Annotated in this window: 16 protein-coding genes; 6 read left to right on the forward strand and 10 right to left on the reverse strand. The window is 68.7% G+C overall.

The window, feature by feature from the left end; translation table 11 throughout:
* Window positions 1-23: 23 nt before the first annotated feature.
* Window positions 24-1,397: an FAD-linked oxidase C-terminal domain-containing protein gene (locus AB0I35_RS09825; protein WP_357395388.1), complete on the reverse strand. Its 1,374-nt coding sequence runs from the start codon at window positions 1,395-1,397 to the stop codon at window positions 24-26.
* A 308-nt stretch (window positions 1,398-1,705) separates the two neighbouring features.
* Between AB0I35_RS09825 and AB0I35_RS09830 the strand changes: the two genes are divergently transcribed.
* Window positions 1,706-2,002 (forward strand): hypothetical protein, encoded by a 297-nt coding sequence (locus tag AB0I35_RS09830; RefSeq protein WP_357395389.1) that lies wholly within the window; start codon window positions 1,706-1,708, stop codon window positions 2,000-2,002.
* A 36-nt stretch (window positions 2,003-2,038) separates the two neighbouring features.
* Window positions 2,039-2,575 (forward strand): GtrA family protein, encoded by a 537-nt coding sequence (locus AB0I35_RS09835; protein ID WP_357395391.1) that lies wholly within the window; start codon window positions 2,039-2,041, stop codon window positions 2,573-2,575.
* A gap of 5 nt (window positions 2,576-2,580) precedes the next feature.
* Here AB0I35_RS09835 and AB0I35_RS09840 read toward each other — a convergent pair whose 3' ends face one another.
* The 3 genes from AB0I35_RS09840 to AB0I35_RS09850 are packed head-to-tail and all read right to left on the reverse strand — an operon-like array spanning window position 2,581 to window position 4,564.
* Window positions 2,581-3,228 (reverse strand): Type 1 glutamine amidotransferase-like domain-containing protein, encoded by a 648-nt coding sequence (locus AB0I35_RS09840; protein ID WP_357395392.1) that lies wholly within the window; start codon window positions 3,226-3,228, stop codon window positions 2,581-2,583.
* Window positions 3,228-4,070 (reverse strand): maleylpyruvate isomerase family mycothiol-dependent enzyme, encoded by an 843-nt coding sequence (locus tag AB0I35_RS09845; protein ID WP_357395393.1) that lies wholly within the window; start codon window positions 4,068-4,070, stop codon window positions 3,228-3,230. Before AB0I35_RS09845 ends, AB0I35_RS09840 begins: the two co-directional genes overlap by 1 nt.
* Window positions 4,067-4,564, reverse strand: coding sequence for an HIT family protein (locus tag AB0I35_RS09850; RefSeq protein WP_357395394.1), 498 nt, complete (start codon window positions 4,562-4,564; stop codon window positions 4,067-4,069). Before AB0I35_RS09850 ends, AB0I35_RS09845 begins: the two co-directional genes overlap by 4 nt.
* Window positions 4,565-4,962: 398 nt before the next feature.
* Between AB0I35_RS09850 and AB0I35_RS09855 the strand changes: the two genes are divergently transcribed.
* From AB0I35_RS09855 to AB0I35_RS09865, 3 genes are read left to right on the forward strand one after another with little or no spacing between them, the layout of a single operon-like run.
* Entirely contained in the window at window positions 4,963-6,105 is a 1,143-nt protein-coding gene (locus AB0I35_RS09855) for a Re/Si-specific NAD(P)(+) transhydrogenase subunit alpha (RefSeq protein ID WP_357395395.1), read from the forward strand.
* Window positions 6,105-6,407 (forward strand): NAD(P) transhydrogenase subunit alpha, encoded by a 303-nt coding sequence (locus AB0I35_RS09860; protein ID WP_062984380.1) that lies wholly within the window; start codon window positions 6,105-6,107, stop codon window positions 6,405-6,407. The genes AB0I35_RS09855 and AB0I35_RS09860 overlap by 1 nt, the downstream gene beginning before the upstream one ends.
* Window positions 6,408-6,424: 17 nt before the next feature.
* Window positions 6,425-7,843: an NAD(P)(+) transhydrogenase (Re/Si-specific) subunit beta gene (locus AB0I35_RS09865; RefSeq protein WP_357395474.1), complete on the forward strand. Its 1,419-nt coding sequence runs from the start codon at window positions 6,425-6,427 to the stop codon at window positions 7,841-7,843.
* A gap of 63 nt (window positions 7,844-7,906) precedes the next feature.
* Here AB0I35_RS09865 and AB0I35_RS09870 read toward each other — a convergent pair whose 3' ends face one another.
* From AB0I35_RS09870 to AB0I35_RS09890, 5 genes are all read right to left on the reverse strand, one after another.
* Window positions 7,907-8,905 carry an ABC transporter substrate-binding protein gene (locus AB0I35_RS09870; RefSeq protein ID WP_357395396.1) on the reverse strand — a complete coding sequence of 333 codons (999 nt, stop codon included), beginning with the start codon at window positions 8,903-8,905 and terminating at the stop codon, window positions 7,907-7,909.
* Between the two features lie 34 nt (window positions 8,906-8,939).
* Window positions 8,940-17,684 carry an amino acid adenylation domain-containing protein gene (locus AB0I35_RS09875; protein WP_357395398.1) on the reverse strand — a complete coding sequence of 2,915 codons (8,745 nt, stop codon included), beginning with the start codon at window positions 17,682-17,684 and terminating at the stop codon, window positions 8,940-8,942.
* 123 nt (window positions 17,685-17,807) lie between these two features.
* A complete protein-coding gene (locus tag AB0I35_RS09880; protein ID WP_357395399.1) occupies window positions 17,808-18,464 on the reverse strand; it encodes an isochorismatase family protein in 657 nt (218 codons plus the stop codon).
* A 29-nt stretch (window positions 18,465-18,493) separates the two neighbouring features.
* On the reverse strand, window positions 18,494-19,666 hold the full coding sequence (locus AB0I35_RS09885; RefSeq protein WP_357395400.1) for a chorismate-binding protein: 1,173 nt from the start codon (window positions 19,664-19,666) through the stop codon (window positions 18,494-18,496).
* Complete coding sequence (locus AB0I35_RS09890; protein WP_357395401.1) at window positions 19,663-20,514, reverse strand: SDR family oxidoreductase; 852 nt, start codon at window positions 20,512-20,514, stop codon at window positions 19,663-19,665. The genes AB0I35_RS09885 and AB0I35_RS09890 overlap by 4 nt, the downstream gene beginning before the upstream one ends.
* A gap of 86 nt (window positions 20,515-20,600) precedes the next feature.
* Here AB0I35_RS09890 and AB0I35_RS09895 point away from each other — a divergent pair, with 86 nt between their 5' ends.
* Window positions 20,601-22,256, forward strand: coding sequence for an AMP-binding protein (locus AB0I35_RS09895; protein ID WP_357395402.1), 1,656 nt, complete (start codon window positions 20,601-20,603; stop codon window positions 22,254-22,256).
* A gap of 55 nt (window positions 22,257-22,311) precedes the next feature.
* Here AB0I35_RS09895 and AB0I35_RS09900 read toward each other — a convergent pair whose 3' ends face one another.
* Entirely contained in the window at window positions 22,312-22,527 is a 216-nt protein-coding gene (locus AB0I35_RS09900) for a phosphopantetheine-binding protein (protein WP_067641464.1), read from the reverse strand.
* Window position 22,528 lies beyond the last annotated feature (1 nt).

A 22,528-nucleotide genomic window follows, 5' to 3' on the forward strand; every position in this document is an offset into this window, starting at 1 on the left:
CCCGTCGCGGTCGGCGGATGTTCCTACAGGACCGCGCCGGGGTTGAGGATGCCCGCCGGGTCGAGCGCGTCCTTGATGCGCCGCGTCAGGTCCATCACCTCGGGGCCGACCTGGTTGGGTAGCCAGGCCTTCTTGAGCCTGCCCACGCCGTGCTCACCGGTGATGGTGCCGCCCAGCGTGATCGCCAGGTCCATGATCTCGCCGAAGGCGCGGTGGGCGCGGGCGGTGTTGTCGGGGTCGGTGGGGTCGTGCACGATCAGCGGGTGGGTGTTGCCGTCGCCCGCGTGGGCGATGACGGAGATCAGCACATCGTTGCGTTCCCCGATGGTGGCCACGCCGGTGATGAGCTCACCGAGCCGGGGCAACGGCACACCGACGTCCTCGAGCAGCAGCGACCCGATCCGTTCCACCGCCGGAATCGCGAACCGCCGCGCGGCGGTGAAGGCTTCGCCTTCATCGGGATCGGCGGTGTGGAAAACCTCTGTCGCCCCGGCCTTTTCGCACAGCTCCAGCATCGTCTGCGCTTCGTGCGTCGCGTACTCGCCCGGTGCGTCCGACCGGGCGACGAGCAGTGCGGCGGCGGTGCGATCCAACCCCATCCGCATCTCGTCCTCGACGGCATTGATCGCGACGGTGTCCATGAACTCGAGCATCGCGGGCCGCAAGGCCGAGGTGATCGCGAGGATCGCGTCGGTGGCGGCGGTGAGTGTGGCGAAACCGGCGACCACGGTGGCCTGCGGTGGTTGGGCGGGCAGCAGGCGCAAAGTGAGTTCCGTGATGACCCCGAGCGTGCCCTCACTGCCGACGAACAGCTTGGTCAGCGACAACCCGGCCGAGTCCTTCAGCCGAGGCCCACCGAGACGGACCACGGTTCCGTCGGCGAGCACCACCTCCATACCGAGCACGTAATCGGTGGTCACGCCGTATTTCACGCAGCACAGCCCACCCGCGTTGGTGGCGGCGTTCCCCCCGATCGAGCACATCTCGAACGACGACGGGTCCGGCGGGTACCACAACCCTTCCGCCGCGACGGCCCGCTTCACCTCCGCGTTGAGCAGACCCGGCTGCACCACCGCTGTGCGCGTCACGGGATCGACACTGATCGCCCGCATCAATTCGGTGGACAGCACGATCCCGCCGTCGACGGCCGTCGCGCCACCCGAGAGCCCCGACCCCGCGCCGCGCGGCACCACCGGCACCCCGCGCGCCTGCGCCCAGCGCAGCGTGGCCGCCACATCGGCGGTACCGCGTGCCCGCACCACCGCGACCGGCGTCCCCGCCTCGGGATCGCGAGCCCAATCCTGCCGATACCCCTCCATCACATCGGCATCGACAACAACAGCCCCCTCGGAAACCTCCGAAACCAGCGAATCCAGATCCACCCGGCGATCGTCCATTCCCAACGCTAACCCGACCAGGCCCTCTCGAGTACGCGATCACCACGCTCTGGTGGCGGCGTCGTTCGAGAGCCGGACGCCACCAAAGCGTGGTGATCAACCGTCCAGAAGTGATGTGCGTCCGAACAGAGCCGTGCGGGCATGATTGTGATTCGGCGCGGCCGGTTGGTGTATACGGCGTTCGAATGGTCACAATGCAGGGGAGGGTGTGATTTTGTCGGGGCGCCCGGCGTGTTTTCTTGTTCCGTTGCCTGCGCATCGCGTACGCGATGTCGTTGTGCCGCACCGTTTTTCGCAGGGAGGATCGGATGATGAGGGAACCTCGGGACCGGGCCGAGCTGGTCGGCGCGCTGCTGGGCGCCGATATCGAGGCCGACGCGATGCGTCGCGTGTACGCGGGCGACCACGACGACTGGATGACGGCGCTCGAGTCGACGGGCCTGTTCGATCTGCGCGCGCTCGCCGAGATCGCGAGCTCGTGGGCCGCCGACCCGCGGGTACTGCGTGACGCGCTGCTGGCCGAGGCCGACGAATTCACCCGCCGCCGTTGCCTCGCCGAGTGGGCGGCGCTCGAACGCGGCCCGGTCGTGGCCGTCGGCCGCTAGCGCTCAGGGCGTTCGCCCGTTGCTCACCTCGATGTCATGTGCCGCTGGCAGGCTGGCCGGGTGGAGCAGCAGGCGAGTGTCACCGATTCGGCCGCCGACCGGTTCACCCGCTGGTGCGAGGGTGTTGTCGCCCGGTTGCCGTGGGGACTCGACCGGTACGTGCCCGCCACTTTCCTCGGCTTCGCCCTCATCAACAGCTTCACCTTCGGCGTCGATCTGCTGCTGCTCACCCTGCTGCACGACGGTTTCGATCTGCCGGTGTGGTTGTCCATCACGTGCGCCTATATCGTCGCGTTCGGCCTGAGCTTCCTGCTGAATCGCACCTTCAACTTCCACTCGCACGCCCCGATGGGCAAGCAGGCGGCGGTGTATGTGGTTGTTGTCGTGGTGAACTACCTGGCGTTCATTCTCGGAGTCGGCTCGGGTCTCACCGCGCTCGGCGTGCAGTACCACGTGGCGCGGTTGCTGGCCGGTGGCTGCGAGGCCGTGTACATGTACTGCGCGATGCGCTGGATCGTATTCCGCAAACGGACACCGGCACCCGACCTGGCCGCGGCCGACACCGCACGCTGAGGCCCTCAGCCCGACCCGCGCAGCACCTCGGTGTGCTCGCCGTCGACCACGACGACATCGTCATCGGTGAGCGCCCAGTGCGGGACGCCTTCTGCCTGGTAGCGCGCAAGCATTTTCGCCGATTCCCCCTCCGGATCGGTGGCCGAGTCCAGGTGCACGACCAGCTGCCGATCCACCAGTCCGAGCCCGTCCCATCGCGGCGCGGCCCCGGTGGCGGGTAACACCTCGCCCGGGTCGTCCATCGTCTCCAGCCCGTGCAGATCGGGCGCGAGCAGGCAGGCGCCCGCGCTGTACCCCGCGTAGGTCAAGGCGTCCTCGCGCAGCAGCGCGGGCAGCACCGAATCTGCTCCGCTGCGGGCGAATTGGGCACGCAGCACGAAGGTGTTGCCGCCGCGCACCCACACCATCGAGTACTCGCGCAACCGACGCTCCAGTTGCGCGGGCTGCCCGACGTAGTCGCGCAGATCCAGCACCTCGGGCGAATAGCCCTGCCTGCGTAGGGGTTCCATGTCGCTGGCGACCGCCGACGCCCACGCGGCGGGCCAGGCGTCACACGCGTTCGGAAGCACCGCGACCTTGCCCTTGCCGCCCGCCAGCGTGGCGAGCCGCTCGGCGAAACCGCCGAATCGGTAGGAGGCCAGGAACAGCCGCATCAGATGGTGAAGGCCAGATTCTGGACGAGCCGGTCGCCGAGGGCGGCATCGCCTTCGACGACCACCTTCCCCGGGTGCGTCGCCGCCGACTGCCTGCCACCACGCAGACGCGCGAAAAGTCCCGAGTCCAAACGGATCACGGTTGTCGGCTCCCCGTCGGCTTCGTCGAGCACCGAACCGCGCCCGCCCTCCACCGCGAGGTGCACCTGCCGGGTGACCGGGCCGGTGAGGTCGAGTGTGATCCGTGCACCATCCGGCGCCTTGGCGCCTTTCACCACCGCGCGCCCGAGCCCGAGCGTGAGTTCGGTGAACGCCGCCTCCGCGCGCGCACCGCCCTCGTCGACACTGCGCCCGATCCCGTCGGCGAGATCGAGCTCGTGCATCCAGCAGTCGAACAGGCGCACCCGCATGAACCGGCCGTAGGCCACCTGTCCGACCGGCGACACCGTCGGCGCCTCCCACTCCTCGTCGGTCATGGCGGCAAGGGCGGCCCGGCGCAGCTCGGTGACCTCGTCGAACAGCGCGAGCAGCCGTTTGCCCGACAGCGGCCGCAACCGGTCGACCCAGATCTCGTTGAGCACGGCGACCTCGTTGCGTACGTGCGGCAGCGTGCGCACATCGGTCTTGGGGCGCAACGGATCGTGGGCGGGCGGAGTGCGCCCGAGCAACCACGATTCGGTACCGATCACATGCGCGACCACATCGAACAGCGTCCAGCCGGGCAGGGGGGACGGTCGGCGCCAGGCCTTTTCGTCGAGGTCGGCGACCAAGGTGGCGATGGTCTCCCACTGCTGGGCGAGCAGATCGGTGAGCAGTTCACGCGGCGGTGTCGGTTCGGTCATCCCTGTACTCCTTCTGCTTCGCTCGACGTGCCCGGCTGATCCGGTTGCCGCCCCGGCGTGTTCGCCTCGGCGTCGAGCGCGTCGATGCCCGCGCGGATCGCCGCCGCCGTCGAGGTGGGTTCGTGCGGACGTCGCAGCAGGAACCCCTTGGCGAAACCGAGTTTGTCACCGTGCTTGCGCGGCACCACGTGCAGGTGCACATGGCCGACGGTCTGGAAGGCCGCGGTGCCGTCGTTGATCGCGAGATTGGCGCCGTCGCTGGCCAGCCCGCTGCGGCGCAGGGCGCGGGCCAGGCGATGACCCACGCGGAAGACCCGCGCGCCGAGATCGGGATCGAGGTCGTCGAGTTCGGTGGCGTGGGTCTTGGGAACCACAAGGGTGTGGCCTCGCGTGATGGGCCGGATGTCGAGGAACGCGCAGACGGCGTCGTCCTCGTAGACCTTGGTCGCAGGCGCGGCACCGGCCACGATCCGACAGAAGACGCAGTCGTTCACACCGTGAACCCTACGGTGTGGCCCTCGAGACGCAACAGTCCTTGCATGACACACGTCACGTCCCGCTCGGTGGTCGGCCGTCCTACCCGCACTCTCACGTGCAGGTAAGTATCGGACCTGCTTGTGCGTTCTTGTCCTTGCCTACCTGCGGCTACGAATGTGTAGTCAGGCGCCACCCGGCGCCCGGCGGGCCGAGTAAGTGGCTGTCGCTGCGGAAACAGGTTCGCTCTGTCCGTTTTGTGGTCAAGAGTCCAATTCTCCGCTGTGACGGGCATCTCCGCTAGGCTCACCGCGAGCCGAGTACAGTTGCGAGGATTTCAGTTGAACTTACTGACCAGTAACGTCGGCTGAACCGTTGTTCCCAGGCTCGAAGCCAGCACGAAAAGGAAGTCTGACTAGTGGAGACAACGCAAAACGTTGGCGAGGTTTCGCCGCGCGGCGCGCGTGTCGGAGTCGTTCGCGAGTCCGGCGTGGGTGAGCGGCGAGTCGCCCTGGTACCCAAGATCATCCCCACCCTGTCCAAGCAGGGTGTCGAGGTGATCGTGGAAGCCGGTGCGGGCCTCGGCGCGCTCATTCCCGACGCGGCCTATGTAGAGGCCGGTGCGACGATCGGCGATCCGTGGTCGGCCGATGTCGTGGTGAAGGTGGCGCCGCCGAGCGATGCCGAGGTGGCCAAGCTGTCCTCCGGGCAGACGCTGATCGGCTTCCTCGCGCCCCGCAACGCGGAGAACCAGATCGGTGCGCTGAAGGCGGCCGGTGTGCAGGCGTTCGCGGTGGAGGCGATTCCGCGTATCTCGCGTGCGCAGGTGATGGACGCGCTGTCCTCGCAGGCCAACGTCGCCGGGTACAAGGCTGTGCTGCTCGCCGCCTCGGAGTCGACCCGGTTCTTCCCGATGCTGACGACCGCCGCGGGCACCGTGAAACCGGCGACCGTGCTGGTGCTCGGTGTGGGTGTGGCGGGTCTGCAGGCGCTGGCCACCGCCAAGCGTCTCGGTGGTCGCACCACCGGTTACGACGTGCGTCCCGAGGTTGCCGACCAGGTGCGTTCGGTCGGTGCGCAGTGGCTCGACCTGGGTATCGACGCCGCCGGTGAGGGCGGGTACGCCCGCGAGCTCACCGAGGAGGAGAAGGCCAAGCAGCAGCAGGCGCTGGAAGACGCCATCAAGGGTTTCGACGTGGTCATCACGACCGCGCTCGTGCCGGGCCGCCCGGCGCCGCGCCTGGTGACAGCGGCCGCGGTGGAGGGGATGAAGCCCGGCAGCGTGATCGTCGACCTGGCCGGTGAGACCGGTGGCAACTGTGAGCTCACCGAGCCGGGCGAGATCGTCGTCAAGCACGAGGTGACCATCGCCTCGCCGCTGAACCTGCCCGCCACCATGCCCGAGCACGCTTCGGAGCTGTACTCCAAGAACATCGCCGCGCTGCTGGAACTGATGCTGGCCGACGGCAAGCTCGCGCCCGATTTCAGCGATCAGGTGCTGGCCGATTCCTGCGTCACTCGTGAGCGCAGCGACAAGAATGAATCGAGCGTGGAAGCCTGATGTACACCGAACTTCTCGCCAATATCGCCATTCTCGTGCTGTCCGGCTTCGTCGGCTTCGCGGTGATCTCCAAGGTCCCCAACACCCTGCACACCCCGCTGATGTCGGGCACCAACGCCATTCACGGCATCGTCGTGCTCGGTGCGCTGGTGACGCTGGGCAACGTGCAAGATCCCTCCCTGCTGGTCCAGGTGATCCTGTTCGTCGCCGTCGTGTTCGGAACGCTGAACGTCATCGGTGGCTTCGTGGTCACCGACCGCATGCTCGGCATGTTCAAGGGTAAGAAGAAGGCGGCCGAGTGATGCACGCAGTCGACAACATGACCTACCTGGTCAACGGCCTCTACATCGTGGCCTTCGCCATGTTCATCTACGGCCTGATGGGGCTCACCGGTCCCAAGACCGCCGTGCGCGGCAACCAGATCGCCGCCGTCGGTATGGCGATCGCCGTGATCGCCACGCTGATTTCGATCCGGCACACCGCGATGCTGAACTGGATCCTGATCGCCGGTGGCCTGATCGTCGGTGTGGCACTGGGTGTTCCGCCCGCCGTGCGCACCAAGATGACCGAGATGCCGCAGCTGGTCGCGGCGTTCAACGGCGTGGGTGGTGGCACCGTCGCGCTCATCGCGTGGGCCGAATTCATCGACAGCTCGGGCTTTTCCGCGCTGCACGACGAACCGACCATCCACATCATCATCGGTTCGCTGTTCGCCGCGGTGATCGGCTCGATCTCCTTCTGGGGCTCGATCGTCGCCTTCGCCAAACTGCAGGAGATCCTGTCCGGCAAGCCGATCGGCATCGGCAAGCTGCAGCAGCCGCTGAACCTGCTGTTGCTGCTCGGTTCCATCGTGTGTGCCGTGGTGATCGGCCTCGGTGCCAACGACGGTGGCGTGTCGCAGCTCTGGATGATCGCGCTGCTGGTGCTGGCCGGTGTGCTCGGCCTGATGGTCGTGCTGCCCATCGGTGGTGCCGACATGCCGGTCGTCATCTCGCTGCTCAACGCCCTGACCGGTCTGTCGGCCGCGGCCGCAGGCCTGGCGCTGAACAACACCGCGATGATCGTGGCGGGCATGATCGTCGGCGCGTCCGGCACCATCCTCACCAACCTGATGGCCAAGGCCATGAACCGGTCGATCCCCGCGATCGTCGCCGGTGGTTTCGGTGGCGGTGGCGCGGTGGCCTCCGGTGCCGGTGGTGAGGCCAAGACGGCCAAGGCCACTTCCGCCGCCGATGCCGCGATCCAGATGGCCTACGCCAACCAGGTCATCGTGGTCCCCGGCTACGGTATGGCCGTGGCCCAGGCCCAGCACGCGGTCAAGGAGATGGCGTCGCTGCTGGAAGGCAAGGGTGTCGAGGTCAAGTACGCGATCCACCCCGTCGCCGGTCGTATGCCCGGGCACATGAACGTGCTGCTGGCCGAGGCGGAGGTCTCCTACGACGCGATGAAGGAAATGGACGACATCAACGGTGAGTTCAACCGCACCGATGTGGTCCTGGTGATCGGCGCCAACGACGTCACCAACCCCGCCGCCCGTGAGGACCCGTCCAGCCCGATCTACGGTATGCCGGTCCTCAACGTCGACCAGGCCAAGAGCGTCATCGTGCTCAAGCGCTCGATGAACTCCGGCTTCGCCGGCATCGACAACCCGCTGTTCTACGCCGACCACACCTCCATGTTGTTCGGCGACGCCAAGAAGTCCGTCGGTGCGGTCACCGAGGAACTGAAGGCGCTGTAAGACAAGCGATACACGAGACAGGCCCCGCCGGTATTTCACGGCGGGGCCTGTCTCGTTACGTGACTACTTGAAGGTGTCGGCCAGTAGGTCGAGGGTTGCCATGGACTGGCGGTAGTCCGGGCGCTTGCTGGCTGCGGGCAGTTCGTAGACCTGGTTCTTCTGGAATGCGGGGAGCATGGCCAGGGCGGGGTCCTGTTTCAGGGCGGGGATGTTGCGGCCGCCGTCGAGCAGGATGACGAACAGGACGGGGGCGTCGGCGACGGTGCTCAGGAGTTCGGGGCTGAAGGTGACCCAGTCGCCTGCCTGGGTGCGGGGAGGGTTGCCCGCCTTGGCCTCGATCTTGTCGTCGATGGTGAACCCGACGTCGGCGAGGAGGTTGGACAGTGGGGTGCCGGGGGCGAGCAGGATGGGCTTGCCGTCGGCCTGGGACTGCATCACCGAGGTCGCGCCCTGGGGGATCTTCAGCTCGGCCTTCACCTCCGCGACCCGGTCCTTGTAGGCGGTGATCATGGGCTCGACCTTGTCGGGGCGGTTCACGAAGTCGGCCACCGTCTTCAGCTGGTCCTGCCAGTTGGCGAGATCCGAGGGGACGAGGGCGGTCGGTGCGACGGCGCTGAGCTTGTCGTAGTTCTTGATGGTCTGCAAACCGGGGAAGCCAGGGCCTCCTCCGATGATGAGGTCCGGCCGCTGGGCGGCGATGAACTCCAGGTTGAGGTCGTCGCCGGAGGGCACCGCTTCGGTGCCTTGCTCTTTCGCGTCGGCGGCCCAGGACGGGGGGAACTCGCCGGGTGCGAGGGTGACGCCGAGGATGCGCGGATCCGCGGCCTGCACGTTCGCGTCCAGGTCGTAGAGGAATCCGGCGAGAGCGCCGTTGAGCACCACGATGCGCTGTGGGTCGGCGGGCACGGTGATCTGGCCCTTGGCGGTTTCCACCTGGCGGGTGCCGGTGTCGGTCGATCCTTCGGAGGTGGAGGTGCCGCAGCCCACTGCCGTCGCGGTCACCGCGACGATCAGGAGTGCGACGGCGGCGCGCATGCGGGCCGTCATTCGGTGCGCTGACATAGGAGTTGTTCCTTCTTTCTATCCAGGTGGAAGTTCAGGTGCGGATCGCGGGATCCGCGTCGATGAGCGCGGCGACCTCGATCCAGCCGGTCGGCATCGCGATCTCGTTGTGGGTGTAGGGCAGTCGCCGGACCACCAGCTGGGCGCCCGCGGCCTGCCAGCCGGTGAGCTGGGCGTGCACGCGCTCGGGTTCGAGGCCGTTGTCCGCGCAGTACAGGGCCATCGGGCCGCTGTAGGAGGGGGACTCCGACTCGGTGACCATGCGCAGCAGTTCGGTCGCGGCGTGGATTACCACGGCTGCCAATTCGGCCGGGTACTCGTCGATTTCGGGGACGAGTGCGGCCATGCCGGAGGGATCGGCCAGGGTCGCGGCGGCCCGCTCGGTCAGGTTCGACAGCGGGTGCGAGTCGAGCAGACCCACATAGGCGACCTGCTCACCCTCGGCTTCGAGGATGGCGGCCATGGCGTGGGCGAGATTGCCGCCCAGCGAATAGCCCAGGAAGTGGTACGGGCCGTGCGGTTGGATGCGGCGGACGGCGGCCAGGTAGTAGCGCGCCAGGTCGTCGAGGGTGCGGGTCCGGGTGGTCGGCTCGGTGAGGTGGGGCATCTGCAGGCCGATGATGGGTCGTTCGGCCCGAAGCAGCCTCGCCAGGGGGGCGTATTTCCATGCGGTGCCGCCGATTTGGTGGACGCAGAACAGCGGTGGGACCGAGCCCTCGGTGCGTAGTTCCAGCACCGGGTCGAGGCGGCGGCCCAGGCCGGCGAGGCCGTCCTTCGGTGGGGTGGTTGGGTCGGCCGCGCCGATGCGGGCTGCGAGCTCGCGTGGGGTCGAGGCGGTGAAGACGTCGTCGAGGACCACGGGTAGGTCCGCGCGGGTGAGTCGGCCGACCAGCCGCACGGCGAGCAGGGAGTGGCCGCCCTTGTCGAAGAAGTCGTCGTCCGCGTCGATTTCGGGGACCGAGAGAACAGCCGCCATTGCCGCGCGAATGGTGTCGACCTTCTCGTCGGGCGTTCTGTCGACGAGCTGGGCCGAGCGGTGGATGGGCGCCGCATTGTCGCCGCCCGGGGTGCGCGACTCCGGCGCTGGGAGCGCCCGGCGATCGATCTTCTCCGTCGCCGTGCGAGGGATGTGATCCAGTACGACGACGGCGGCGGGAATCATATACGCGGGCAACTTGATTCGGAGCTGGTCGCGAACCGCAACTGTGTCGAGCGTGATTCCGGACTTCGCCATGAGGTAGGCGACCAGCCGCTGATCGCCCGGTGTGTCCTCGCGCAGCTGCACCACCGCGTGGGCCACGCCGGGGCACGTGAGCAGAGCCGATTCGATATCGCCCAGTTCGATGCGCTGGCCGCGCAACTTCACCTGGCTGTCGGTGCGGCCGATGTAGTCGAGTTCGCCGTCGGGGTTCAGTTTCACCAGATCACCTGTGCGGTACATCCTTTCGCCGCTGCCGAACGGGTCGGCGACGAACGCCGCGGCGGTCAGGTCGGGGCGGGCAAGATAGCCGCGCGCCAACCGCACTCCGGTCATGTAGAGCTCACCGACAGCGCCCTCGGGGACGGGGTGCAGTTGGTCGTCGAGGATGCGAACGGTGTCGGCGGGTGCGCCGACCGGGACCGACGCGGTGTCGGCGTCGACGGTCTCGTGGAAGGTGAAGCCGATCGCCGCCTCGGTGGGACCGTAGAAGTTGTACACAGCGGTACCGGTGAGTGCGCGCATCCGCTGTGCCGTCGCCGGTGGCAGCACTTCACCGCCGGTGAGGACGCAGCGAAGGTCCGCGCATCCCGAGAGCTCGGCCTCTTCGGCGAGCACGGTGAGCATGGAGGTCGTCATCCACATCGCCGTGACTCGCTCCGCGCTCATGAGTTGTGCCTGGTAGTAGGGGTCGCGGTGGCCGCCGGGGCGGGTCAGCACGATCCGGGCGCCGACGTGCAGCGGCAGGAACATCTCCATGAGCGAGGCGTCGAAGATCGGCGGGGTGCGGTAGAGCATGGTGTCGCCCGGACCGAACCGGACCTCACGCTGCAGCCATTCGAAGGTGGAGATGATCGCCGCGTGCGGCAGGCTGACGCCCTTGGGCACACCGGTGGAGCCGGAGGTGAAGAGCAGGCAGGCGGTGTTGGCTGGGCGCAGCGGGGCGAGCCGGTCCGCATCGGTGAGCGGAGTGTCGGCGAACCCGCCTCGCTCGTGGTCGAGTGAGCGCAGAACCATTGCGGGAGAAGCGGTATCGAGGATCTTCTCGATGCGCTGCGCAGGTTGCTCCGGATCGATCGGAAGATAGACGCCACCGGCTCGGCAGATCGCGTGCGCCGCGACGACCGAATCGACGGCGCGCGGCATGGCCACGGCCACCACGGTCTCGGGACCGACGCCTTGCGAGATGAGCCACCGTGCGACGCGATTGGCCCTGGCATCGAATTCGCCGAAGTCGATGGTGACACCTTCGGCGGTGACCGCTGGAGCGGCTGGATCGACAGGAATGCCCCATTCGGCCAGCGTTGTACCGCAGGGGTCGGGGAGTGCGCGCGACTCGACGATCGGCGCTGCGGCGCACTGTTCCCCATCGTTCAGCGCGCTCGTGATGGTGTCACGTGCGGCGACCGATGGTTCCGGTGCGCTGATTCGTCCCTGGGCGACGGCCGGTGTGAGTGGGTCGAGGAACTGGTTCGCAGCGGTGTCCGGAGTGGTGGCTGCGGCGGTGAGGATCGCCGTGATCCGGTCGGCGATGTGAGGGAGGACGGACTCGGGGACGGCGGCGCGGTCGTACCAGATCACCAGCTCCAGGTGGTCGCCCGGCGGGGCGATCAGGGTCAGCGGGTAGTGCGTGTTGCCGTGGTTGTGGAAGTCACCGAGACGGAGGTCGTGGGAGTCCGGTTGTCCCGGGCCGGAGTTGGGGAAGTTCTCGAAGGCGACCAGGGTGTCGAAGAGGGTGCCGAGGCCAGCGACCCGTTCGATCTCCGCCAGGCTCGCGTGGTCGAAGTCCTGCATGGCGAACTGGTTTTCCTGCAGGTCGGCCCACTGGTCGAGCAGTGGGCGCGCAGGTGTGAAGGAGCAGCGAACGGGCACTGTGTTGGCGAACAGGCCGACCATGCCTGCCACACCGGGAAGCTCGGCGGGGCGGCCGGAGACAGTGGCCCCGAACACGACGTCCGTGCGGCCGCTGAGCGCGGCGAGCACCAGCGCCCACGTGCCCTGCACCAGGGTGTTCATCGTGAGGCCGCGTCGGCGGCCCAGCTCGGCTAGTGCGGTGGCCAGCGACTCGGTCAGCGGAACCTGCCACTGCCGCACTTCACGCTTCTGCGACGCAAGGTTCCGCCACGTCGGGGTCTCGCGGTCCCGGTGGCTGTGGGCAACGTCGGCGATCAGATCGCGCGCCAGTGTGGGCGCTTCGAGCCCGGCGAGTCGCCGCGCCCAGGCGTCGCGGAGGGCCTGGTGGTCGCGGGTGCCGAGCCAGGTCAGGTAGTCGCTGTACGAGGCGGCCGGGGGGAGTTCGTCGCCGTGGTAGGTGGCCAGTACTTCGCGCAGCACGATGGGGGTCGACCAGCCGTCGATCACCAGGTGGTGGGTGTTGAGGACCAAGCGGTGGGTGTCGCCGGGCAGGCGAATCAGCACGGCGCGCAACATCGGTGACCGGTCGACCGCGAATCGGTGGCGGATCGCTTCGGCTTCGAGCCGGTCGGCGGCGGCCCGCGCGGTGCGCGGCGGCAGATCGGCGAGGTCGACCTCGTGCCAGGGCATACCGACCGAGCGTGGAACCGCCTGCACCGGCTGGTCCAGGTCCTCGTAGTGGAAGGCGGCGGCCATGCTCGGGTGTCTGCCGACGACGGTGTCGAAGGCCGCCGACAATCGTGGGCCGTCCAGTGGGCCGTGCAGGTCGACGCGGGCGCTCAGGGTGTAGACGTCGTCGGCGCCGTCGCGAATCGCGTGGAACAGCAACCCTTCTTGCAAGGGGGAGAGGGGGAGCAGTTCGGCCAGTGGGCCGTGCGCGCCCTCGAGCGCGTCGATGATGTCCTGGTCGACGGTCACGCCGGGGCAGTCCGACGGTGTGAGTCCGCCGGGATACAGCCGCGCGTGGGCGGCGAACGCCTCCAGCGCGAGCTCGAAGTGCCGCTGGATCTCCGCGACCTGGTCGGCGCCGAGAATCTGGCTCGCGGCTGTCCACTCCACGGCCAGGCGCGGCGCACCGGCCTGCGCGGCTTCGTGGACGAAGACATTGAGCGAAAGCACCTCGGTGAGTGTCTTTTCCGATGGTTCCATGACCGCGAACGCGTCGTGCTCGGGCAGGCTCCAACCTGGAGTCCCGCCGCCACCGAACCGGCCGAGGTAGTTGAGCAGCACCTCCGGTGCGCGGCGACCGGCGAATCGCGGCGCGGTCTCGGGGTCGAACCTGCGCAGCACGCCGTAGCCGACGCCGTTGCCGGGAACAGCGCGCTTGGCCTCTTTGACCGCGCGCAGCAGGCGTCCGGCCGTCGCACCACCGGACAGAGCCTCGGTGAGTCCGGCGGGATCGTCGATGCCGGTCGCGGGCGTCCACACCGGGAACTCGCTGGTGAACCAGCCGACGGTACCCGCGAAATCGGTGTCGGGACGCAATGCTTCGCGCCCGTGACCCTCGACGGCGACCGGCCTGCCCGGCTCGAGCGCCTCGCCGCGCTCGTGCCGCCAGGCGTTGAGCGCGAGCATGAGTGCCGCGAGCAATACATCGTCGGTCTTCGCTCGGTAGGCGGTCGGCAGTGTCGTGAGGAAGGCTTCGGTGATCGCCGGTGTAGCGAAAGTTCTTGTCTGCTCGGCACTCTCGGCCAGGTCGACAGCGGGATCGAGTGCCCTTTCCCCGAGGGGTGCGACGCTCGCGTCGCCGAGCGCGCGCTCCCAGTGCGCCAGCTCCGTGCGGTACTCGCCCGCAACACCGGACTCGGCCAGCAGCGTGGCGTACCGCCGCCAGGAACTTCCCTTGGCGGGCAGTCGCGCCGGACGTGTTTCCCGCGCTGCCGTGCAGACTTCGTATAACTCGGGCACCAGGATCCGCCACGAAACACCGTCTACGACCAGGTGATTGGCTACCAGCACCAATCGGTCGGCGTCGCCGGCCGCGGTGCGCACCAGCGCGGCGCGAATCTGGACACCGTCGGCGGGCACCAATTCCGCCGCCAGCGCGGATGCCACCGCCTCGATCAGCGCAGCCATCCCACCCTGCCTCGGTGCCGAGTCCGCATGGTCGAGAACGAACTCGCTGACCAGGTCGGATGCGTGCACCGTGCCTACGGCGGCGACCTCGAGCCGTGTGTCGCCGCCGGACCGGTCGAGGACGAGGCGGAGGGCGTCGTGGCGGTCGAGAAGGGTTCGCAGGCCGGTGGTGAGGTGGCCGACTGTCAGGTCTTCGTGGAGGGTCAGCGCTGTCCACTGGGCGTAGCCGGCGATGGTGCCGGAGTCCGCGTTCGCCTCGAGGAGGGCCGCCACCATGGGTGGGATCGGGACGGGGCCGGTCGGCTCATCCGGGGTAGCGGTGCCGGTCTGGGTTTGCGCCATCTGGGCGGTGGCGGCGATGGTGGCCAGGTCACGTTGGGCGAGGAGGGTTTTCGGTTGGACTTCCCAGCCGAGGGCGCGCAGGCGGCTGCTCACGCCGATCGCGGTGATGCTGTCGCCGCCGAGGCCGAAGAAATCGTCGGTCGCGCTCACCTGCGCCAGACCGAGGACCTCGGCGACGATTCCGCACAGTGCTCGCTCCTGCTCGGTGCGGGGCGGTCGGCCGGTCGAGGTCAGCTGGGGTGCGGGGAGGGCCGCGCGGTCCAGTTTCCCGTTGACGGTGGTGGGCAGTGAAGCGAGGATCACCAGGGCCGAGGGGACCAGGTGGTCGGGGGCCAGGGTGCTCAGCAGCTGACGGAGCTGGTCGGCGTCGAGGGTGCGACCGGTCTCGGGGACCAGGTAGCCGACCAGTCGGGTGCTGTCGCCGGACTTGCGGATGGTGGCGGCCGCTGCGGCTACACCGGGTAGCGCGCCGAGCGAGGCTTCGACCTCGCCCAGTTCCACGCGGTAGCCGCGCACCTTGATCTGGGAATCGGCGCGTCCGAGGTAGTCGTAGCCGTGACCGGGGAGCCAGCGTGCCCGGTCACCGGTGCGGTACATGCGTTCCCCGGACGCGAACGGATCGGCGACGAACCGCTCCGCCGTCACCACCATGCGCCCGAGATAACCGCGCGCCAATTGCGGCCCCGCCAAATACAACTCGCCGATCTCGCCGTCGGGCACCGGCTGCAACGCGCCGTCGAGCAGATAGGCACGAGTGCCCGCCAGCGGTCCGCCGACGTGCGGCACCGCGCCGGTCACCGGCGCGCTCAGCGCGTCGACGGTGGCCTCGGTCGGCCCGTACATGTTGCGGCCGAACACCTTCGACGCGACGATGGCCGACCACAACGCGGGCGGCGTGGCCTCACCGCCGAGCAGCAGCAGCTCCGGACGATGTGCGTCGCCGAGCAACCCGTTGTCGATCAGCGCGGTAGCCATCGAGGGAGTGGTGTCGACGACATCGATGCGGTCGGCCCGCAACGCCGCTACCTGTGCGGACGCGTCCTTCTGAATATCTGTGTCGTACAGATGGATCCGGTGCCCGCACCACAGCCACAAGAGCTGATCCAGGGCCGCGTCGAAGGCGAAGGAATAGGTGTGCGCGACATGCAGCTGCCGCCCGCCCACTCGCGCGGCGGTATCGGCGTAGACCGTGCGCCGGTGGTGGTGCAACAGCTGAGCCATCGCGCCGCACGAGATCTGCACACCCTTCGGCTTGCCGGTGGAGCCCGAGGTGTACACGACATAGGCGAGATGTCCGGCTGAACGAGGCGCGGCGAGTTCGGTGATCGACAGCGGCCCGCTCGGCAGGCCGGTGATAGCTGCTCGAATCGACTCGTCCGATAACAGGAGTAGTCCCGCTGCGGCGCGTCGGTTCACCACGTCGACAGTCACGGACGGAGCGTCCGCCGATGTCGCCTCCGCGCCGGAAGTCCGGTCCGTGGTCCCGTCAGTCGCGAGCCGGTCCGCGAAGACCGCTTTCGCGACAACGTCGTCCGTCAAGATCAGGGCCGGGTCGGCGTCGTCGATGATGTCTGCCAGGCGCTGGGCGGGGTGGTTGATGTCGAGCATCAGGAAGGCCGCGCCCGCGTGTTGGACCGCCAGGAGGGCGATCACCAGGTCGACCGAGCGGGGGAGGGCGATGCCGACGATGTCTTCGGGGCCGATGCCTCGGCCACGCAGGTAGCGCGCGAGCTGGTGCACGCGGGCGCCGAGTTCCGCGGCGGTGAGCCGGTGGCTGCCGTCGACGAGGACGATGTCGTCTGGCTGGGCCGCGACCATGCGGTCGAAGGCCTCGACGACGTCGTCGGGACGACCGGGCAGGGCCGCACCGGCGCGCTCGACGGCGAGGTGGGCCGCGATCTCGGCCGGGTACAGGGTGATCGCGCCGATCGGCTTGTCGGCATCGACCAGCTGAGTGATCAGCGTGACCAGCGCGTCCATCCGCCGCCGCACAGTGGCCGCGTCCAGTGACCGTGCGTCGACCTCGAAACCGAGCTGGACGCGGTCCTCCGACAGCGGGGTGACGGTGAGACCGAGGTCTTCCGGTGGCCCACCGGCCACATTGCGCAGGGTGCCGGTGGCGCCGTCGAAGTCGAGCGCGAAGTCGAAGGCCTTGAGGTTGACGCCGATGCCGTGCAGCAGGGCACCGGTCTGTGCCCCACCGAATTCGCGGGCCAGGTCCTCACCGCGAAAACGCTGGTGGGCGCGCATCTCTCGCAGTGCGTCGGCCACCCGCTTGCCCAACTCGCCCAGGCGGTCCTGACCGGACACCGAAACTCGCAGCGGCAGGACGTTGACCGCCATCGACGGGGTGGTGAGGGCGGTCTTGCCGACGCGCGCCATCACCGGCAGCGCGATGACCACATCGGTCTCACCGAGCAGCCGGTGCACGAAACCCGCGTAACCGGCGACGAGCACATCGGCCCACGTGATACCGGCTTCCGTGGCCGCTGTCTTGACGCGCCCCATCAGGTCGGCGTCGAGGACCGCGCGTACCTCGTGAGTCTGCTCGACCACGCCCTCGGGCGCCTGCCCGCGCCCGTCCAGCGGCGGCAGCGGCGTGAGCCGGTCGCGCCAGTACTCGCGGTCGTGCCGATGTGCCTGGCTCCCGCGGTATTCCAGGTCCTCGGCAACGAGTGTCTCCACCGAACCCCAGCGCAGGCGCGGCGCTTCGGTACCGCGACGCAGCGCGGTGTAGTGGGCCGCGACCCGGCGCGACACCATGGCCGCGCTGTAGCCGTCGATGATCAGGTGGTGATAGAGCTGGATGCACCACACGTCGTTGTCGGTGAGGCGCAGCAGTGTGTAGGTGTAGAGCTGCCGGTCGACCATGTCACGGCAAAAGGTGGCGGCGCGTTCGCGTTCGGCGGTGACGAGCCGGTGCGCCGCGGCGACCGGGTCGGCTTCGGCGCGCAGATCGACGAGTGGGCGCAGCTCCGGTTCCAGGTCGGTGATCCGCTGGCGCGGACCCTCGGGCGTTTCGCTGAAACGCAGTCGCATCGTGTCGGTGTCGGCGATTGTGCGGCGAATCGCGATGTCCAGCAACGGCACGTCCACCGGCTCCGTACCCGAGATCTCGAGCACCTCGCCGACCAGATAGCTGAGCGACTCGGGGTCCAGACGCTGCGCGTTCCAGATGCCCAATTGCGCTCCGGTGAGCGGTAATCCGGGATGTTCGGCGCTCACGTCGTCCCGTTCCACCGAGCTCACAGCAACTCCTTCGTCAAAGTTCTCCACCCACCCACGCGGCTGCCGGACTCGGGAGGAGTCCGGCAGCCGCGCGAGGCGAGTCAGGTTTGTCTTGGTTCGAATGGCGGAGCGTCCGCCGACGGGTCAGGCGTCCGCTTCGACCTGAGCGGGATCCAGCTGACGCAACAGCTCCGAGGTCCCGACCACCGCCCCGCAACGCCGGGCGACGTAGTTCAGCGCCATCACATGCTCGTCGCGGCTGAAATCCGCCGTCGCGTCGTGGACGAGGAAGGGCCGCACATCACCCATGAATGCCTCGGCGGCACTGAGCATGCAGCCCATGTGCGTGTAGACGCCGGTCACCAGAAGCTGATCGCGCCGGTAGTAACCGAGCAGTTCACGCAGGTCGGTGCGCTGGAACGCCGAATAGCGCCACTTGGTCACCTGAATGTCGCGTGGTTCGGGCGCGAGGGCATTGATGACCTGCGTGTCGGCGCCCTCGGCCATCCCGCTGCCCCAGAAGTCGGCCAGAATGCCGCGTCGCGACGGGTGCTGATTACCGGGCTGCATCGTGTAGATCACCGGGATGTCGAGCTCGTGGCAGCGGTCGCGCAACAGGGCGATGTTGGCGATCAGGGTGCGCGCGGGATCGCGGTGCTGGTCGTAGGCGTCGAGGAAGTACTGCTGCATATCGTGGATCAGCAGGGCGCAACGCCCTGGTTCGGCAGTCCAGTCGACCTGGTCTGCGGTGAACTCGTCGGCGCCCGGCATCGGATAGGGCGCGATCGGGGGGATAGGCATGACGGTCTTTCGTTCGAACGGAAGTCGGCTCAGCCAACGGTGACGGGCAGGTCCGCGATCCCCAGCGGAGCGAGGATGCGCTGGAATTTGCCGGTGGTCTCGGCCAATTCGGCGGCCGGATCGGAGGCGGCGACGATCCCGCCGCCCGCGTGCGCGAGCAGCGTGGTGCCGCGCTCGGACAGCTCGGCGCAGCGGATGCTCACCATCCATTCGCCGTTGCCGTCGGCATCGCACCAGCCGACCGCGCCCGCGTAGAAGCCGCGTTCACCCTCGAGTTCGGCGATGAGACGGGCCGCGGCCGCAGTCGGTGTGCCGCAGATCGCCGGGGTGGGGTGCAGCGCTACGGCGAGCTCGAGTGCCGACGGGCCCGCCGGCGGGACAGCGGCGGTGATCGGCGTGCCGATGTGCCACATCGCCGGGGTGGACATGAGTTCCGGTGCGGGAGTGTGCACTTCGGCGCAGCGGTCACGCAGCACGGCCGACACCTGATCGGTGACGAAGCGGTGTTCGGCCAGGTCCTTGGTCGAGGCGAGCAGCGTGTCGGCGGCCACCCGGTCGGCGTCGCCGTCGTCGAGTACCCGGCGGGCCGAACCGGCCAGCGGATGGCTCACGACGCGGTTCCCGTCGCGGCGCACCAGGATCTCCGGACTGGAGCCGATGAGATGGCGGCCGGGATATCGGCCACCCGCCGCGGACAGGTCGACCAGGAAACCGTTCGACATCGGGTCCGAGGCGACCATCAGGTCGAGGATGTCCAGCGCGCGAACGGGAGTCGTCGAGCGGGCCCGAATCGCCCGTGCCAGCACGACCTTCCGCAGGGGATGGGCGGGGTCGGCCAGCAGCTCGACCGCGGAGGCGACGCGCCTGCGGTGTTCGTCCGGTGCGGGCAGCGCCGCGTCGAAGGCGAACTGCGGCAGCGGCTGCGAATCGGCCATCGACTCGCGCTCGAGTCTCCGTGGTTCGTAGGGCGCGTCGGTGATCGTCACCGATTCCGGTGCCCACAACGCTGTCGGTGCGCCGGGCCGGAAGGGGAGTGCGCCGACGATGTGGCTGATCCGGCCACTGCGCAGCGCGGTGATCGCGTCGTGTGCCGAGCGGAAAACCGTCCCGCCCGCGCTCGCGGACACGGTCCGCTGCGGACGGGACAGCACAAAAGCGGGGTCTGAACTGGCGGTACTGATGGGGATCATCCTCTCGGTCACATATCTAGCGTTGCGCCACCGTCGACCCGCAGGTCGTGCATGGTGATGTGGCGGGCGCCGTCGGACGCCAGGAAGTGGACGGCCGACGCGATGTCGTCGGGAGTGGCGATGCGCCGCAACGGGATTCCCAGCCGGTAGGCGGCGGGATCGCCGTCGAGCAGCGCGGTCTCGGCGGCGTCGTCCAGCGGGGTGCCGCCGAACATGTCGCGCAACATGGCTGTGTCGGTGGAGCCGGGGGAGACCAGGTTGACCCGGACGCCGAGCGGCGCCACCTGCAAGGCGAGCGACCGGGTGAACGCGGTCGCCGCGGCTTTGGCGGCGCCGTAGGCGGCCATGCCGACTCGGGGCGCGGACGCGGCATTGGAGGAGACCACCACGATCGCCCCGGTTCCGGCGGCGACCATGTCGGCGGCGGCGCGCTGGGTGACCAGCATGGTCGCGGTGGCGTTCACGCTGAGGCAGCGCGCCCAGTCCGACGGGTCGAGTTCGAGCGCGGGGCCGCCGACCAGCACGCCCGCCGCGTGCACCAGCACCTCGACGGCACCGTAGTCGGCCGTGAGCTGGTCGAAGGCCGCCCGCACGGCTTCGCTGTCGGTGAGATCGACGGTGACGCCGTGCACGTCGGGCGCGGATAGCGTTGTCACGGCGGCACTTCCGGCGCCGCGACGGGCGGTGGCAGCATCGAACCGCTGCGCGATCGCGGCGGCGGTGCGGTGTACGGCCGGATCGAGGTCCCACAGCGAGACAACCCGATCCTCGGCAGCGAACCGCGCGGCGATCGCGGCGCCGATGCCCCCGGCCGCGCCGGTCACGACGACGATCCGGCCGCGAGAATCACCATTAAACATGAGGTTAGCCTAACCTGACTGTCGGTTATTTGGTTAGCTTCCCTCATAACTTTTGGCCGAAACGCCGAACCGCCTGCTCGAAAGAGGTGCTCGACTTGACCGAACCCGCCTTCGCCGGCTTCACCCCCTGGCCCGCCGACCTGGCCGACCACTATCGCGCCCAGAACCTCTGGACCGGACAGACTTTCGGCGAAGTCCTCGCCGCACGGGCCGCCGCCACACCGGACCGGATCGCGGTCCTCGACACCGCCGGCAGTTGGTCCTACGCCGAACTCCATCACCGCGCGCGTTCGCTCGCCGCCGGTCTGGCCCGCCTCGGCATCACGCCGGGCGATCGGGTGCTGGTGCAGCTGCCCAACCGGGCCGAATTCGTCGAGGTGATCTTCGCGCTTTTCGAGCTGGGCGCGCTGCCGGTGTTCTGCCTGCCCGCGCACCGTGCCGCCGAGCTGGTGCCGATCGCCGAGGCCGCCGCCGCGACAGCCGTCATCACCTGCGGAACCCATCAGCGTTTCGACTACGCGGCGCTCGCGGCTACGGTGCGGGAGAACGTGCCGAGCCTGCGGCACGTGCTGCTCGTCCTCGACGAGGGGCAGGACCTGCCCGAGGGTGCGCGCGATATCGCCGAATTCCGGGACGAGCCGGTGGAACTGCCGGGACCGTCGGCGGGTGACGTGGCGTTTCTGCAGCTCTCGGGCGGCAGCACCGGCATTCCGAAACTCATTGCCCGCACCCACGACGACTACCTCTACAGCGTGCGCCGCAGCGCCGAGATCTGCGAACTCGACAGCGACACGGTGTATCTCGCGACGTTGCCGGTGGCCCACAACTTCCCGATGAGCTCGCCGGGCATTCTCGGCGCGCTGTGGGCCGGTGGTGCGGTGGCCATGACGCCCGACCCCACTCCGGCGACGGCCTTCCCGCTGATCGAACGATTCGGTGTCACCATCACCGGTCTGGTCCCGCCCCTGGCGCGACTGTGGACCGAGCGCGCCGAAGCCGGTGACACGCCGGATCTTTCGAGCCTGCGGGTACTTCAGGTGGGTGGCGCCCGCTGCCAGGACGAGCTGGCGCGCCGGATCGGTCCCGCACTCGGCGTCACTCTGCAACAGGTGTTCGGGATGGCCGAGGGCCTGGTCTGCTACACCCGGCTCGACGACCCGATCGACGTGGTGGTGAGCACCCAGGGCAGGCCGATGTCGGAGTTCGACCAGATCGCGGTCGTCGACGACAACGGTGTCGAGGTCGCGCCGGGTGCACAGGGAAACCTGATCACCCAGGGCCCGTACACGATCCGCGGCTACTACGACAATCCCGAGGCCGACGCCCGCAGCTTCACCGCCGACGGCTGGTACCGCACCGGCGACATCGTCTCGATCCGTCCCGACGGCAACCTCGTGGTCGCCGGCCGCGCGGGCGACTGGGTGAACCGCGGCGGCGAGAAGGTCTCCGCCGAGGAACTCGAAGCGCATCTGCTCGAGCACCCGGACATCCGCGACGCCGTGATCGTCGGAACGCCCGATCCGGTGCTGGGACAACGGATCTGCGCCTTCGTGCAGCCCGCTGATCCGGAGCGGCGGCCGACCTTGACCTCCGTGCGCAAGTTCGTGCGGGAGCGCGGTGTCGCGGCGTGGAAGATGCCCGACGCGGTCGTGGTGATCGAACAGTTCCCCGAGACCGGCGTCGGCAAGACCAGCCGCAAGGAACTGCGGCAACTGCTCGCCGAGGGCGCGCACGGGAACTGATCCGGGAGAAGCGGTTCGGCCGGGGGTGGCGCACCGAGTACGCCACCCCCGGTGCTCACGCCAGCAGTTCGATCCACGACCCGAGGACGGGTTCGCCCGCGAGCGTGGGAAAGTCGATATCCGCATGACCGGCCGACCGCCATTTCTCCACCAGCGACATGATGCGCACCGAATCGAGCCCGGCGTCGAGCAGATCGGTCTCGGCGCTCAGCTCGGTCGCCTCGACACCCAGTACGGTGGCCACGTCGGCGATCACCTGTTCGTCGGTCATG

It is taken from the genome of Nocardia sp. NPDC050378 (assembly GCF_040655675.1).
Taxonomy (GTDB): domain Bacteria; phylum Actinomycetota; class Actinomycetes; order Mycobacteriales; family Mycobacteriaceae; genus Nocardia; species Nocardia coubleae.